Genomic DNA, 16,683 nt, shown 5'->3' with positions numbered 1-16,683 from the left:
TTTCATTGAAAAAAACAACCGCACTTTTCGATGATATATCTGTGAATTTAATTCACGTTCTATCAATTATTATGCTTGTGGATTCATGATCTCATCAAATGAAGACGCTTTTTCAGTCACTTGAGCTTTAGCAAGAACGGCATCAACTGCTTGTTCTTCTAATACTACATTGCGAATGTTGTTCATTAACTCTTCATTTTTGCTGTAATATTCAACTACTTCAGCTGGTTGTTCGTAAGCAGAAGCGATATCCGCGATCATTGCTTTCGCACGTTCTTCATCCGCTTTCAATTCGTTTGATTTGATCACTTCAGAGAATAATAAACCGACTTGAACACGACGTTTTGCATCAGCTTCAAATAATTCACGTGGTAATTGTGCAGCTTGTTGTGCATTGCCACCGAAGCGTTGTGCTGCTTGGTTACGTAACACATTGATTTCTTCTTCTACTGCAGAAGCTGGAACATCAATTGGGTTTTGTTCGATTAAACCGTTTATGACTTGTTGTTTAACGCGAGAAACTAATGCGTTTTTCAATTCACGTTCCATATTTTTACGGATTTCTGCACGTAAATCTGCCACAGTTTTAGTGTTTGGACCAAATTTAGCAACGAACTCATCGGTTAATTCTGGTAATTCCATTTCTTCTACTTTTTTCAAGGTGATCGCAAATTTTGCATCTTTACCTTTTAAGTTTTCAGAATGGTATTCAGCTGGGAAAGTCACATTGATATCGAATTGTTCGCCTGCTTTGTGGCCTACGATGCCCTCTTCAAAACCAGGGATCATACGACCTTGGCCCATGAATAGAACGAAATCAGTTGCTTTACCGCCTTCGAATTCTTCGCCATCTACTGAACCAACGAAGTCGATTGTTACGCGTGAATCTGCTTTCGCTGCAGCTTTGCTTTCAGCCCAAGTCGCTTGTTGTTTACGTAATACATCGATCATTTTATCGATATCAGCTTCAGTGATTTCAACAGTTGGTTTCTCAACTTTGATGTTTTCTAAACCTTTTAATTCAACTTCCGGGTACACTTCGAAAGTTGCAGTGAATGATAAATCTTTACCAGGTTCGAACGTTTCGATAGCGAAAGTTGGACGACCTGCGATGTTGATTTTCTCAGCGATTACTGCGTCAAAGAAATGACGTGGTAATAAATCGTTTAACACATCTTGACGGATTGATGCGCCAAAACGTTGTTCAATGATGTGAGCTGGCACGTGACCTTTACGGAAACCATCAACACGTACATTTTTTGCTGCACGTTTGAATTCTTCACGAGTTGCTTTTTCTACAGCTTCAGCTGGAACGGTGATCGTCACACGACGCTCTAAACCTTGAGTTGTTTCAATATTTAATGACATTTGTAACCTCAATTAATGTTGCACTCGGTAAAAACCACACCGAACACGTTATTGTTTGTAAAAATAAAAAACCGCCAAATTATAGCGAAAGAAAATCAAACAGTCGATAGAAACCGGAAAATTCAATAGAAAACCCGCTAAAATTGCACAATTTATCAACAATTTTTGATAAAGAAAAAAGTGCGGTCAAGAATAACCGCACTTTTTATCGAATTATAAACCTTTCGGTAAACGAATTTTTTGACCTGGGAAAATCTTATCCGCGTCTTTAATCACTTCTTTGTTCGCTTCAACGATAGCGGTATATTTCGCGCCATTTCCGTAAGCTTTCTCAGCGATTTTCCACAAGGTGTCACCTTTTTGGATTACATAGAATGTTTCATCACTGCCTAAGGTTTCACCGTTATTGATGCTTGCATCGCTTGTTACTGAGTGGATACCTTGAATGTTACCCGCCATTAATACTGCTTTTTCTAATGCCGCTGCAGTTGATGCCACACCTTGGATATTTGCTACACCATTTTCAACGGTAACAGATAAGTTTTCCACGCCTGGATTGTCTTCTGCAATGTGTTGAGTCACCGCTTTAGACGCATCTTCTTCTTTAGAGAAAACTTTCTTACCAATGTCACTGACAAAATCAAATAAACCCATTTTAAAGTTCCTTTTGTATGTTTGTTTAAGGGATTATTACGATACTGAAATTCCCTTAAGAAGTCCATAAATCAGAGTGTAAAGCTATGTAAATATTTCAAGAAAACTGATCTAAAATTGACCACACTTTGATAGAATACGCCGATTTTTAATTTACTCACTTAGAAAGGACAAATTATGCGTTGGGAAGGTCGTAGAGAAAGCTCAAATATTGAAGATAGACGTGGCTCTGGCGGCGGTAACTTCGGTGGCGGAAAAGGCACCGGTGTGCTCGGTATTATCATTCTTTTAGTCGGCGCTTATTATGGCGTGGATCTTTCAGGCTTAGTGGGTACGCCTGATTTTTCAGGACAAAGCTCTCAACAGTTAGAAACTCAAGAAGAACAGCAGCTTGCGAGTCTTTCTAAAGTTGTATTAGCGGATACTGAAACCGTTTGGGGACAATATTTCAGACAAATGGGTAAAACCTATAGTGAACCAACCATGGTGCTTTACAATGGTGTAACGCCAACCGCTTGTGGTACGGGTCAATCTGCAATGGGTCCATTCTACTGCCCGAGCGATCGCAAAGTTTACCTTGATTTATCGTTCTATAATGAAATGAAAAATAAACTGGGTGCAGCAGGTGATTCTGCCTTTGCTTATGTGATTGCGCACGAAGTTGGTCACCACGTACAAAATATGCTTGGAATTCTGCCGCAAGTGAATCGCGCACAACAAAGCAGCGATCGCAAAACGGCAAATCAACTTTCCGTTCAATTAGAACTTCAAGCTGACTGCTTCGCTGGTGTTTGGGCGAGCCAAGCGGTGAAAAGTGGTTTATTTGAACGCGGTGATGAAGAAAAAGCGTTTAATGCAGCAGAAGCTGTGGGCGATGACCGTTTACAAAAACGCAGCCAAGGTTATGTGGTACCGGATAGTTTCACTCACGGTACATCGGCACAGCGTCTAGAATGGTTCAGAAAAGGCTTACAAAGCGCTAATCCTTCTGTGTGTAATACCTTTAACCAATAAAATCTTTAAGGCTGATTCATGTCAGCCTTTTTTATTTCTGTTCATTTCAACATAAAAAAAGAGCGGTCAATTTTGACCGCACTTTTTCTTTATGATATTAATCTTATGCGAACTGACGTACTTCGCCGTTACCCGCTACGTTTTCCACACAACGTGGACAAAGTGTCGGATGTTCAGGATTCACACCGATTTTGTCAGAATAATGCCAGCAACGTGGACATTTTTCACCGTTAGAACGTACTACGCTTACCGCAATACCCTCTAACTCACCCGCAGCCACATCCGCAGGTTTGTCAGCTAATGGTTTCACTTCCGCTTTTGAGGTAATTAACACGAAACGTAATTCATTGCCTAATTGTTCTAACAACGTGCGATATTCATCGTTAGCATAAACCGTTACTTCTGCTTCTAAACCACCACCGATCACTTTGTCGTTACGGGCGATTTCTAATACACGGTTCACTTCAGAACGAACTTTAATCAGTTGTTGCCAGTAAGCATCATCTAATTTTTCATTCTCGCCTAAACCAAATAAGCCTTCGTAGAATTCTTCAGTGAAGACAAATTCAGCACGAGTCGTCGCCGTTTGTGGCAAGTAGCCCCAAATTTCATCTGCCGTGAATGACAAGATTGGTGCCATCCAACGAACCAATGCTTCTGCGATGTGCCATAACGCTGTTTGGCAACTACGACGAGCAAGACTATCCGCTTTGGTGGTGTATTGACGGTCTTTGATAATATCAAGGTAGAACGAGCCCATTTCCACAGAACAGAAACGCATTAAACGTTGTACCACCGTGTGGAATTGATAGTTATCGTACGCGTCTTTAATTTCTTTTTGAGCATCTAACGCACAAGCTACCGCCCAACGATCTAGGCTAATCATATCTTCCGGTTTAACTGCATCACGTTGCGGATCGAAACCATTCAAGTTAGCTAGTAAGAAACGTGCGGTGTTACGAATACGACGATAGCTATCCGCGGCACGTTTTAAGATCTCATCAGAAACAGTCATTTCACCGGTATAGTCGGTAGATGCAACCCATAAACGTAAAATATCACCACCGAATTTATCCATGACTTCTTGTGGGGTCACGATGTTACCGATAGATTTTGACATCTTACGGCCTTGACCATCAACGGTGAAACCATGGGTTAACACTTGTTTGTATGGTGCTTTATTATCTGTTGCAGTAGAAAGCATTAAAGAAGACATAAACCAACCACGGTGTTGGTCAGAACCTTCTAAATACATATCGATATCTTGACCGTTAAACTCCGGACGATTCGCCACAACAGAAGAATAGGTTGATCCTGAGTCAAACCATACGTCAAGGGTATCCGGCACTTTGCGATAGATTTCGGCATCAGCCCCTAATAATTCTTTTTCGTCTAAATCCCACCATGCTTGAATACCGGCTTTCTCTACACGTTTCGCCACTTCTTCAAGTAACTCTAAGGTACGCGGATGAAGTTCTTCGGTTTCTTTGTGCACGAATAAGGTCATCGGTACGCCCCAAGTACGTTGACGGGAAATACACCAGTCTGGGCGGTTTTCAACCATTTTCTCGATACGTGCTTGACCCCAATCAGGAATCCAACGTACACCTTTGATTTCGCCTAATGCTTGTTGGCGTAAACCTTGTGTTTCCATACCGATAAACCATTGTGGGGTTGCACGGAAAATAATCGGGGTTTTGTGACGCCAGCAGTGTGGGTAGCTGTGTTTAATTTTCTCAACTTTTAATAAGTTGCCCACTTCTTGTAATTTTTCAACAACCAATGGATTGGCTTCAAATACGCCTTTGCCTGCAAAGAATTCAGTCGTTGAAATAAATTTACCATCATTAGATACAAGACCCGCCATTGGTAAATTATATTTTTGTCCTACAATAAAGTCGTCTAAACCGTGGTCTGGTGCAGTATGTACTAAACCCGTACCACCATCTGTGGTCACGTGATCACCTAAAATTACTGGTACAGTGAAATCGTAGAACGGATGGTTAAAGCGTACTAACTCAAGCGCTTGACCTTTTACTGAACCTAATACTTCAACTTGTTCTACACCCACCGCTTTCGCCACAGATTCTACCAATTCAGCGGCTAAGATCACACGCTCGTCGCCAAGTTGTACTAAGTTGTATTCTAAGTCTGCATTTACCGCAATCGCACGGTTAGATGGCATTGTCCAAGGTGTAGTTGTCCAAATCACCGCAGATAATTTGCCATGACCTTTGCCTACTGCATTAAATTTCTCTTCAATTTCAACCGCACTTACAGCAGGGAAACGCACATAAATAGACGGAGAAACTTTGTCTTCGTATTCCACTTCTGCTTCCGCTAAAGAAGAGCCGCAATCCAAACACCAGTGCACCGGTTTTGAACCTTTGTATAAGTGGCCATTCGCAATCACTTTACCGAGAGTGCGGATGATGTTTGCTTCGGTGTTGAAGTTCATCGTTAAATAAGGATTGTCCCAATCACCCAACACACCTAAACGGATAAAGTCTTTTTTCTGACCTTCTACTTGCTCTGCCGCATATTCACGACATTTTTGGCGAAATTCAGCGGCGGTCACTTTCTCGTTTGGTTTACCCACCAAACCTTCTACTTTTAATTCAATTGGCAAACCGTGACAGTCCCAACCAGGGATATAAGGAGAATCAAAACCTAACGCCGTTTTAGATTTAATAATAATATCTTTCAGAATTTTATTCACGGCGTGACCGATATGAATGTTGCCGTTCGCATATGGAGGGCCATCGTGCAAAATAAAGGATTTTTTACCTTTCGTCGCTTGGCGAATTTTTTGATACAACTGTTTGTCATACCAATTTTTTAACATTACAGGTTCGCGTTTGGCTAAATCGCCACGCATTGGGAAACCTGTTTCTGGTAAATTTAACGTGTTTTTGTAATCAACTGTCATGTTATTTTCCAATTTTATATTTCAATCTAATTCTATTTTGCAAAAAATGCTTTCGCTGTTTTTACGTCTTGTTCAATTTGAGCTTTCAACGCCTCAAAAGACGGAAACTTTATCTCATCTCGAATCTTATGGCAGAATTCCACTTCGACCATTTGTCCATAAATATTCTGAGAAAAATCAAATAAATGGACTTCTAATAATTGTATCGTGCCGTTAATAGTTGGGCGTTTTCCCATGTTTGCAACGCCGTTAAAAATCTTGCCCGATTTTAACCGCACTTTCACCGCATAAACCCCTTTTACTGGGTTCACTTGGCGATGTAAGCGAACATTCGCGGTAGGAAAACCAATGGTTCGCCCTAATTTATTGCCGTGGATCACGCGACCAAAAATACGATAAGGCTTACCGAGTAAATTTTCCGCATGCTGTAAATCATCTTTAGCCAACGCTTCACGAATAGCGGTGCTACTGATACGCAACTCATCTAAACAGAAAGTGCGACTATCTTCCACTTCGAAACCAAACTGCTTTCCGGCTTGTTGCAACATCGCAAAATTGCCTAAACGTTTCGCACCAAATTTGAAATCATCACCAATACTGAGAAACTTCACATTTAATTTGCGTACAAGCCAATCTTCAATGAATTGTTCTGCTGGAAGATCAGCAAAAGTACGGTCAAATTTCGCGACGATCACCACATCCACACCCGCCTGAGCTAAATAATGTAACTTATCTCTTAATCGCATTAAGCGCGCAGGGGCTTTGTCGCCCATAAAATATTCGCGCGGTTGCGGCTCAAAAAGCATCACTGCCATGGGTAAATTCAGCGCATTCGCTTTCTGACGAAGATGACGCAAAATCGCCTGATGCCCCAAATGCACTCCATCAAAATTGCCAATGGTTAATGCACACCCTGACAAATATGGCTGTGAATTATGAAGCCCACGAATTAATTGCATTACATCTTATTCCAAAAAACGAAAAATAATCGGTGCATTATAGCGGTAACTTAATGTTTTGTCAGTAAATGGTGTTTACGAACACCCAAGAGCACCAATACGCCTAAATAAACGACAGCAGCTAGCCCAATTAACCAAACCAACCAATAGATACGCATTAAAAATGTCATGGCTGCCCATTCTTGAATCGATGGGCAGTTATACCAAACCAAACCGCCCATGGCTAAGGCTGCGCCTAAAACTTTCAGAAAAAAGACCGCACTTTTACGTGAAAAATGATATACATCCTCTTTAGCTAAACCACGATAAAGCAAATAAGCATTTAAGGTTGCTGACATGGCAGAAGCAATCGCTAACCCCACATAACTAAATGGAATCGCCAAGACATTAAAGCCCATATTGCTCACCATGGCGATGATCCCGATTTTCACGGGCGTTTTAGTGTCTTGGCGTGCGTAATAGCCATTAGCTAGGATCTTAATCAGCATAAAGCTAAGCAAACCAGCATTGAATGCCCATAAAGAATAAGAGGCTGCGTGCACATCTGTTAAGGTAAAACTGCCACGCATAAACAATACCAGTAACATCGGCTGGGCTAACACGGCAATCCCAATCGCGGCAGGCACACCGAGTAATAAAATCATTCGCACGCCCCAGTCCATGGTATCGCGAAAATCAACCGCACTTTGGGAAGAATTGTCTTCTCGATTCACGTGATGGCGAGCAAGTGTCGGTAAAATCACGGTGGAAATGGCGATACCAAATAGACCAAGTGGAAACTCTAATAGACGATCAGAATAATAAAGCCAACTAATAGATCCCGTCATTAAGAAACTGGCAATGACCGTATCAAGTAGCAAGTTGATTTGACTTACGGAAACCCCGAACAAGGCAGGAATCATCAATCGACGAATTTTGGCTACCCCTTCATCATGCCATGCCCATTTTGGTTTTACGAGCAAGCCGGCTTTTTTCAAGAAAGGGATTTGGAATAAAAATTGTAATAAACCACCTAAGAAGATCCCGATAGCAAGGGCAAGATCAGGATTGTCTAATCTTGGCGCGAGGAAAAGTGCAGTTGCAATCATGGCGATATTGAGTAAAACAGGCGAAAACGACATCACGCCAAATTTGCCTATCGTATTTAAAATCGCGCCTGAAAGTGCCACAAAGGTGACAAACCATAAATAAGGAAAAGTAATTTTTAAGAGTAAAGACGCTTGTTCAAATTTGTGTGCATCGGGCCCGTCATTTAGCCAATCGGTAAACCACCCCATCCCGAAGATCGCCGCCACAACAGGTGAACCTACCATAGCAAGTAAAGTGACAATACTGACTAAACCACCTAGCGTACCCGATACTTTCCCGATAAATTCTCGGGTTTTAGAAAGATCGCCCGATTTTTGATATTCGGCTAATACAGGAACGAAAGCCTGAGAAAATGCGCCTTCCGCAAATAAACGACGTAAAAAGTTTGGGATACGGTTAGCGAATAGAAACACGTCTGCCGCCGCGCCTGCACCGATCAAATGGGCTATCACCACATCACGGACTAAACCTAACACTCGGGACACTAATGTCATCCCACTCACGATAATGCCGGATTTTAAAAGTCGTTTACTCAAAATAGGGGTCTCTTCAAAAAAATTTGCCTTAATTGTATAGAATTTTTGTTTTTACGCTATATTCCAACGAAAAAAACTGATAAAATCCTGCCCACATCGTTTGTGTGAGCCAATAGAAAGCGCTTTTTTTAAATAACGATGCTTACTTTCGGTTGTGTCTCACCGAAATCAACACAAATTATTCATTGACAAAAGTATAAAAAATCGGCATATTCTACGCCCTTATTTTGTCATAATCATCTAACAGAAATTTTAGGAGTTTGACCTTGGCTAATATCAAGTCAGCAAAAAAACGCGCGGTTCAATCTGAAAAACGCCGCCAACACAACGCAAGCCAACGCTCTATGATGCGTACTTACATCAAAAAAGTATATGCTCAAGTAGCAGCAGGTGAAAAAGCAGCAGCTGAAGCAGCATTCGTTGAAATGCAAAAAGTTGTTGACCGTATGGCTTCTAAAGGCTTAATCCACGCTAACAAAGCAGCAAACCACAAAGCTAAATTAGCTGCTCAAATCAAAAAATTAGCGTAATTAAAGCACTAAAACAGCTTAAAAATAAAACCGCACTTTGGTGCGGTTTTTGTTTGTCTTAAACCGTCCTACCACAAACGTCTGATAACAAGCTTGCATTCCCCCCTTTAACCTGTAAACTACCCCACAACTTAAAAATTAATCATAAAATAAACAATAAATGACCAAAAAATCTTTTAAAAAAGCGGATCCAAATTATCAAAAAGAATTAGCCAAATACGGTAATCCGATCCCAAGCAGAGACTACATTCTGCAAATTATCCGTGAAAATAATGCCCCGATGAGTCGGGAAGAAATTCTGACCGCACTTTCAATTAAAAGTGACGAACAACAAGAAGCCATGCGTCGCCGCTTGCGCGCCATGGAAAATGATGGACAGTTAGTTTTCACTAAACGTAAACGCTATGCCTTGCCTGAAAAATTGGATTTATTCAAAGGCATGGTCATTGGCCATCGCGAAGGCTATGGCTTTTTACAAGTCGAAGGCAAAAAAGAGGATCTCTTTATTCCTAATCACCAAATGCAGCGCGTAATGCATGGTGATTTTGTATTGGCGCAACCTGCTGGCTTGGATCGTCGTGGACGCCGTGAAGTCCGTATTGTTCGTGTACTTGAAAGTCGCAAAAAACAAATTGTCGGCCGTTTCTTCTTAGAAAATGGTTTTAGCTATGTTGTACCTGATGATAGTCGTATCGGACGAGATATTTTAGTCCCTAATGAACACCGCAATGGTGCAAGAATGGGGCAAGTTGTCGTGGTTGAATTGCAAGAACGATCTGCCTCCTTCACTCAACCTATTGGTATTATTACCGAAATTCTTGGTGACAATATGGCAAAAGGGATGGAAGTGGAGATCGCCCTTCGTAATCATGACATTCCTCACCAATTCCCAAGTGCGGTCGAAAAATACGTTAAAAAATTCACGGAAGAAGTGCCTGAAGAAGCGAAAAAAGGTCGTGTGGATTTACGCAATCTGCCACTTGTTACCATTGATGGCGAAGATGCACGCGATTTTGATGATGCCGTATATTGCGAAAAAAGCGGTAAAGGCTGGAAACTTTGGGTGGCAATTGCCGATGTCAGCTACTATGTGCGTTTACGTTCGGCATTAGACACGGAAGCTTATAACCGAGGTAACTCCGTTTACTTTCCAAATCGTGTTGTGCCAATGCTGCCTGAGATTTTATCCAACGGATTGTGTTCACTAAATCCACAAGTTGATCGCTTGTGTATGGTGTGTGAAATGCACATTTCTGCAAAAGGTAAACTTACGGACTACCGTTTTTATGAAGCGGTAATGAATTCTCATGCACGCTTAACCTATACGAAAGTCGCCGCAATTTTAGATGGCGATGAGGAACTCCGCACGCGTTATCAAGGACTTGTTCCACATTTAGAAGAATTGCATCATCTCTATCAAGCGTTGCTCAATGCCCGAAAACAACGTGGTGCTATCGATTTTGAAACCATTGAAACCAAATTTATTTTCAATGCCATGGGACGAATTGATCGCATTGAGCCTGTTGTGCGAAATGATGCCCATAAAATCATTGAAGAATGCATGATTCTTGCAAATATTGCAGCGGCAAACTTTATGGAAAAACATAAAGAGCCAGCACTCTATCGTATTCATGCCGCTCCGAGTGAAGAAAAACTGACGTCTTTCCGTGCATTCTTAAGTGAATGTGGTTTAAGCCTTGAAGGTGGCATGAAACCGACCACAAAAGATTATGCGAAATTGTTAGAGCAAGTGAAAGATCGTCCGGATCACGAACTCATTCAAACCATGTTGCTCCGTTCATTAAGCCAAGCGGTTTATCATGCGGATAATATCGGTCACTTTGGTTTGGCGTTAGAGGAATATGCACACTTTACTTCCCCGATTCGTCGTTATCCGGATTTAACCCTTCACCGTGGAATTAAATATTTATTAGTAAAAGAAAAAGGCGCTAAACGTAAAACCACAGATACTGGCGGCTATCATTATTCTTTTGATGAAATGGATTTATTAGGTGATCACTGCTCGATGACCGAACGCCGTGCAGATGATGCCACTCGCGAAGTAGCAGATTGGCTGAAATGTGAATATATGCAAGATCACGTGGGTGCTGAATTTAGCGGAGTGATCTCATCTGTAACAGGCTTTGGCTTATTCGTACGTTTAGATGATTTATTCATTGACGGTTTAGTCCATATTTCCACTTTAGATAACGACTACTATCAATTTGATGCGACCAAACAACGTTTAATCGGCGAAAATAGTGGTATGATTTATCGCCTTGGCGATAAAGTCAAAATTCGCGTGGTCGCCGTTCATCTAGAACAAAAAATGGTCGATTTCAGTTTAGTCGAAAGTGCCAGAAAACCACGTCGTGTGGGAAAAACAGCGAAACAAAAAGCGAAAAAAGTCTTTAAGGAACTGCCACCTAAAGCGTCAAAAAAACGTAAAAGTGCGGTCAAAAATAAAGATGTTTCTAAGAAACCAACTAGAAAACGGAAGAAATAATAAATAAGAGAACGCTATGTCAGAAAATATCTATGGTATCCATGCTGTAAACAGCATTTTAGCAAATAGCCCAGAACGTTTAATTGAAGTTTTTGTACTGAAAGGCCGTGAAGATAAACGTCTACAACCCTTACTTAATGAGCTCTATGCTTTAGGTATTGCGGTGCAATTTGTAAACCGTCAAACATTAGATAAAAAATCCAACGGTGAAGTGCATCAAGGTGTGATTGCTCGCGTGCAAGAAGCGAAAGAGCTAAATGAACATGATTTGGATGAACTTCTTACTCATAAACAAAATCCACTTTTATTGGTACTTGATGGTGTGACGGATCCTCATAACCTGGGTGCCTGTTTACGTACTGCGGATGCTGCCGGTGTGAGCGCTGTTATCGTACCAAAAGATAAATCCGCTCAACTCACTTCTATTGCACGTAAAGTGGCTTGCGGTGCTGCAGAGACTGTGCCATTAATTCGCGTCACTAACTTAGCGCGTACTTTACGAGATCTACAACAAAACCATAATATTTGGGTAGTGGGTACAGCTGGTGAAGCAACAGAAACCATTTACCAAAGTAAACTTACGGGTTCTCTTGCCTTAGTGATGGGAGCGGAAGGTGAAGGCATGCGTCGCCTTACTCGTGAACATTGTGATCAACTAATTAGTATTCCAATGGCGGGATCAGTGTCATCTCTGAATGTTTCTGTTGCGACTGGCGTATGTTTATTTGAAATTGTGAGACAACGTCTTGCCGACTAAAAACGCGTGAAAAAATGACCGCACTTGATATAAAAAAATGCCGACAAATCATTGTCGGCATTTTTGTTATTTTGAAATGGTTTTCCCTAATAGTATGGAGAACACTAAAGTACACAATGCAGGCACCAACCAAGCTAATCCTTGTGAGTAAAGCGGGAAATGAATCATGACTTGATGCAACCCTTCAGGCAAAATATCTAAGTTTTTCAAACTATCAACCAAACTAAAACAAACCGTTACAAAGATGGTGACGTAATAGCTCAATCGAATAGAAGGCAATTTATTACGCACAAGCTGTAAAACCACTAACATGATCGCCATTGGGTAATAAACAACAAGGCTGGAATTGTCACTCGGAGTAATTTTGTTAAGCCATATTGTGAAATAATTGTCGTCATGGCGGTGAAGAAGACAATCCAAAATGGATAAGAAAAACGTGTCGAAAACTTGGAGAAGTAATCACCACAAGCACTGGTTACGCCCACTAATGTGGTTAAGCTTGCTAAAGTAATAATACCCGCCATAATCCAGGTTCCCGCCGTGCCGAATAAACTATTCACATAACGAGAGAAAATTTGTCCACCATTTGTTGCACCTTGTGCCACAGCATCAGAAGTCGCCCCTAAATAGAATAAGGCAAAATATAAACAACCTAATAAAATGACAGAAACAAAGCCCGCTGAAATCGTATATTGAACAATCTTTTGTGGATTGGTCACATTTTTTGCAGACAACGCCCGTGCAACAATGCCACCAAAGGCAATCGCCGCCAGTACATCCATCGTTTGATAACCACTAATTAATCCTGTAGTTAATGCTGAATTCTCGGCATACGCCTGCGATGGGGCAACAATGTCAGAAAGAGGTGAAACAAAAACCGTGATCCCAACAACGAGTAATAATACCAACAATGCTGGCGTCATCACTTCACCCACCGTTGAAATAATGGTACTTGGGCGAATCATAAATCCCATGGCGATAATATTAAAAATCACAGAGAAAATAAGACGAGTCGTCGCACTATCTTCAACGAGCCCCAATGGTAACCATGCCATTTCATAAGCAACATTGGTAATTCGAGGCATTGCAAAGGTTGAACCGATGACTAAATAAAGAATGGTTAAAAAGGATACGCCTGCCCACTTGGGTAAATCCTTAGTCAGTTCTTCGCCACGTCCTAACACTGACACAACAACCAATGTAATAAATGGCATGAGTACACCTGTTATCACAAACCCTAGCGAAGCCGTTGCCCAATGGTTACCTGCTGAATACCCCTCCATCGGTGGAAAAATAATATTTCCCGCGCCTAAAAATAAAGCAAAAATCATCATACCTAGTACGATGATGTCTTTTTTTGAAAACATAAGTATTCTCGAATAAATAAACTTTAAGAATTTTACTATTAAATTGTTTTTTATTCCAAAAATGAAAATAAATTCTGTGAAATAGATCACGAACTCTATCACATCCCAATTAAATCACACATTATCCATAGCCTATTTTCCAAAAATCAGTAAATTTGTGATAGTATCCAGCCTTTATTATTACTTTTTTAGGAGAGAATGAATGAATAAACTGAGTTTGATTCAACAAATTCAGCGTTTTTTCAAATTGGAATCAGCTGGCGGAATTTTATTACTTTTTTCAGCGGTAATCGCAATACTATTAGCCAATTCACCGCTCAATCAAAACTATAACGACTTTTTAAACTTACCAGTCAGCATTCAAGTAGGGACTTTTTCTATCGATAAAACCTTAATTCACTGGATCAATGATGGTTTTATGGCGGTATTCTTTGTTTTAGTGGGAATGGAAGTCAAAAGAGAATTATTTGAGGGTTCCCTTTCAAGCTATCAACAAGCGGTTTTCCCTGCTATTGCTGCCGTTGGCGGAATGGTTATTCCTGCCTTGGTTTATATTTTTATTGCACAACAAGATCCTACTTTAGCCGATGGCTGGGCAATCCCAATGGCGACAGACATTGCCTTTGCACTGGGCATCATGGCGTTATTAAGTAAACAAGTGCCACTCCCACTAAAAATCTTTTTACTTGCTTTAGCCATCATTGATGACTTAGGTGCAATTGTCGTGATTGCACTCTTCTTCTCCCATGGATTAAGCGTGCAAGCACTCGTCTTTGCTGCCATTGCAATTGCTGTACTTATTGCATTAAATCGCTTTAAAGTGACCGCACTTTGTGCCTATATGGTGGTGGGAACAATCTTGTGGGCTTCTGTATTAAAATCGGGCGTACATGCTACTCTTGCAGGCGTTATCATCGGGTTTTGTATTCCATTGAAAGGCAAAAATGGCGAAACGCCGTTACATGACTTTGAACATATTCTTGCGCCTTGGTCATCCTTTGTTATTCTGCCATTATTCGCATTTGCCAATGCGGGGGTAAGTTTTGATGGTATCGACTCAAGCATGCTTTCATCACCATTATTATTTGCGATTTCTTTAGGCTTAATTATTGGAAAACCACTCGGCGTATTTGGTTTCAGCTACCTTTCCGTAAAACTAGGCATAGCAAAACTTCCGCAAGGCATCAACTTCAAACAAATTTTTGCCGTAGCGATTTTATGTGGTATCGGTTTCACCATGTCAATGTTCTTAGCAAGCCTGGCCTTCAATGCTGATGCCGGTGAAAGCATTAATGCCCTTTCTCGATTAGGGATCTTATTAGGCTCCACGGTTTCTGCGATTATGGGGTATATGGCGTTAAAAGCCACAACAAGGTTACCGAAATAATCACGTCTTAATAAAAAATCCTTTGCCACTTTAGCAAAGGATTTTCTTTTTTATTTACACAACTATAACAAAATCCCGCTCTCTGCTTTGGTAAAATTCATTACAAACAAGCTCTTATAAGTGCGAACATGATATTCACCGGTTAGAACGCGACGGGTAAACGAATGGTAACTTTCCATGCTTTCAGCGTGAATAAGCAGCATAAAATCATAATCGCCAGAAATTTCATAACAGCTCACCACATCGGTTTCTTGTCGCATTTTCCGTTCAAATAATTCTTGAAAGCGGGAATGTTGGTTGTCCATTTCCACCATCACAAAAACACTAATACCTCTGCCCACTGCCTTTGGCGATACCACCGCCACTTGTTTGGTAATAACCCCTTTTTCTGTCAGTAATTGAATTCGACGCTGACAGGTTGCCACCGAGCTATGCACTTTTTCAGCGAGCTCTTTTAATGGCAAAGTCGCATCTTGTTGGAGGATATTTAAAATATCCCGATCTAATTTATCTAATTGCATGTTTACACCTTGAAAATAAATGCAAAATAACGCTCAAATTTGAGAAAAATAATCATCAATAATTCTATATTGAGAAAATTTACCACGCCAGACTTTTATAATGACGTTATCAAACCTAAGGAAATATAAAAATGGCTCAAGGTATTTTTCTCGGCATCATCTCGCAATTTTTATTTGGATTGCTCTATCTATTCAGCTTATGGCTACAGCCGCTTAACGGTACGGATGTGTTTGCGTGGCGAATGGTGATGATGGTATTTGGGTTGTTTTTGATTATCTTCCCAACCGTAGGTTGTCGTTCGTTATCAAAATTAGTCAATGAAACCTTAGGCAAAGACAAAAAACGTTGGATGTTGTTTTTGCTCGGCACGCTCAATGCCGGCAGTCAATTTTGGTTATTTATGTGGGCGCCAGTTAATGGCGAGGGTGTAAACATTGCCATGGGGTATTTCTTATTCCCATTAGTGATGGCATTACTGGGACGCATTTGGCTGAAAGAAACCCTTTCCACCATTCAAGTTATCGCTTTATGTATTGCTGCCTGCGGTGTGGCGCATGAATTGTGGCGTAATCAAACCTTTTCATGGAGCAGTCTTTGGGTGTGCTTAGTTTATCCCTATTATTATTTAAGCCGTAAAGCCATGAAGATCCCCGCATTGCAAGGGATCACACTTGATGTGTGCTTCATTGCTGTTCCTTGCCTCATTTATTTGATCATACAAGAACAGCAATTTTCTTTTGTAATCAGTGAAAGCCGATATTGGTATTTATTGCCTGCATTAGGTTTAGTGAGTGCAATCGGTTTGTCTGCCAATTTAAAATCAAATCAACAAATTCCGGTCAGTGTGTTCGCCGTGCTCAGTTATCTCGAGCCGACATTGCTCTTTTTAATTGCGATATTTTGGCTCAACACACAAGTTTCCCTTTCCGATTACTTTACTTATGTACCGATTTGGACCAGTTTGATTTTGCTTGGCATAAATGGCTTAAGGATAAAACATCATTAAAATTGACCGCACTTTGATATCAACAAGTGCAGTCATTCTTGAAATAATTCTAATTTACG

The 16,683-nt window shown here is 40.8% G+C and carries 12 protein-coding genes and 1 pseudogene; 6 read left to right on the top strand and 7 right to left on the bottom strand.

Features of this window, described 5'->3' with window-relative positions; genetic code table 11:
- Positions 1–69: 69 nt before the first annotated feature.
- A complete protein-coding gene (tig, locus tag HMPREF3263_RS02390; RefSeq protein ID WP_049384847.1) occupies positions 70–1,368 on the bottom strand; it encodes a trigger factor in 1,299 nt (432 codons plus the stop codon).
- 213 nt (positions 1,369–1,581) lie between these two features.
- Complete coding sequence (lysM, locus tag HMPREF3263_RS02385; RefSeq protein WP_014064256.1) at positions 1,582–2,022, bottom strand: peptidoglycan-binding protein LysM; 441 nt, start codon at positions 2,020–2,022, stop codon at positions 1,582–1,584.
- A gap of 177 nt (positions 2,023–2,199) precedes the next feature.
- On the opposite strand from lysM, the gene HMPREF3263_RS02380 reads away from it, so the two are divergent.
- Positions 2,200–3,036: a KPN_02809 family neutral zinc metallopeptidase gene (locus HMPREF3263_RS02380; RefSeq protein ID WP_005699634.1), complete on the top strand. Its 837-nt coding sequence runs from the start codon at positions 2,200–2,202 to the stop codon at positions 3,034–3,036.
- Positions 3,037–3,139: 103 nt separating this feature from the next.
- Here the strand turns inward: HMPREF3263_RS02380 and ileS are convergent, their stop codons facing one another.
- Genes ileS through murJ form a run of 3 tightly spaced genes read right to left on the bottom strand, consistent with a single transcriptional unit; the run spans position 3,140 to position 8,549 of the window.
- Positions 3,140–5,965, bottom strand: coding sequence for an isoleucine--tRNA ligase (gene ileS / locus HMPREF3263_RS02375; protein ID WP_005698112.1), 2,826 nt, complete (start codon positions 5,963–5,965; stop codon positions 3,140–3,142).
- 32 nt (positions 5,966–5,997) lie between these two features.
- The gene (gene ribF / locus HMPREF3263_RS02370; protein WP_070852912.1) at positions 5,998–6,924 is read right to left on the bottom strand and encodes a bifunctional riboflavin kinase/FAD synthetase; all 927 of its coding nucleotides are present in this window, start codon (positions 6,922–6,924) and stop codon (positions 5,998–6,000) included.
- A 50-nt stretch (positions 6,925–6,974) separates the two neighbouring features.
- A complete protein-coding gene (gene murJ, locus HMPREF3263_RS02365) occupies positions 6,975–8,549 on the bottom strand; it encodes a murein biosynthesis integral membrane protein MurJ (RefSeq protein WP_070852911.1) in 1,575 nt (524 codons plus the stop codon).
- A 266-nt stretch (positions 8,550–8,815) separates the two neighbouring features.
- Between murJ and rpsT the strand changes: the two genes are divergently transcribed.
- The 3 genes from rpsT (at position 8,816) to rlmB (ending at position 12,342) form a co-directional block, all read left to right on the top strand.
- A complete protein-coding gene (gene rpsT / locus HMPREF3263_RS02360) occupies positions 8,816–9,079 on the top strand; it encodes a 30S ribosomal protein S20 (RefSeq protein WP_005695217.1) in 264 nt (87 codons plus the stop codon).
- Between the two features lie 160 nt (positions 9,080–9,239).
- Positions 9,240–11,585, top strand: coding sequence for a ribonuclease R (gene rnr, locus HMPREF3263_RS02355; protein WP_070852910.1), 2,346 nt, complete (start codon positions 9,240–9,242; stop codon positions 11,583–11,585).
- Positions 11,586–11,601: 16 nt separating this feature from the next.
- Positions 11,602–12,342 (top strand): 23S rRNA (guanosine(2251)-2'-O)-methyltransferase RlmB, encoded by a 741-nt coding sequence (gene rlmB, locus HMPREF3263_RS02350; RefSeq protein WP_005699509.1) that lies wholly within the window; start codon positions 11,602–11,604, stop codon positions 12,340–12,342.
- A 66-nt stretch (positions 12,343–12,408) separates the two neighbouring features.
- On the opposite strand, the pseudogene brnQ reads toward rlmB, so the two are convergent.
- Positions 12,409–13,709, bottom strand: a pseudogene (brnQ, locus tag HMPREF3263_RS02345) (branched-chain amino acid transport system II carrier protein).
- A gap of 202 nt (positions 13,710–13,911) precedes the next feature.
- Here brnQ and nhaA point away from each other — a divergent pair.
- Positions 13,912–15,096 carry a Na+/H+ antiporter NhaA gene (gene nhaA / locus HMPREF3263_RS02340; protein ID WP_005695213.1) on the top strand — a complete coding sequence of 395 codons (1,185 nt, stop codon included), beginning with the start codon at positions 13,912–13,914 and terminating at the stop codon, positions 15,094–15,096.
- A 62-nt stretch (positions 15,097–15,158) separates the two neighbouring features.
- Here the strand turns inward: nhaA and HMPREF3263_RS02335 are convergent, their stop codons facing one another.
- Positions 15,159–15,617 carry an Lrp/AsnC family transcriptional regulator gene (locus HMPREF3263_RS02335; RefSeq protein ID WP_005699521.1) on the bottom strand — a complete coding sequence of 153 codons (459 nt, stop codon included), beginning with the start codon at positions 15,615–15,617 and terminating at the stop codon, positions 15,159–15,161.
- 131 nt (positions 15,618–15,748) lie between these two features.
- Between HMPREF3263_RS02335 and rarD the strand changes: the two genes are divergently transcribed.
- The gene (gene rarD / locus HMPREF3263_RS02330) at positions 15,749–16,624 is read left to right on the top strand and encodes an EamA family transporter RarD (protein ID WP_005699519.1); all 876 of its coding nucleotides are present in this window, start codon (positions 15,749–15,751) and stop codon (positions 16,622–16,624) included.
- Positions 16,625–16,683 lie beyond the last annotated feature (59 nt).

The organism is Haemophilus sp. HMSC61B11 (assembly GCF_001838615.1).
GTDB lineage: Bacteria > Pseudomonadota > Gammaproteobacteria > Enterobacterales > Pasteurellaceae > Haemophilus_D > Haemophilus_D parainfluenzae_AD.
Note: the sequence above shows the minus strand (reverse complement) of the source record. Positions and strands in the feature narration are given on the sequence as shown.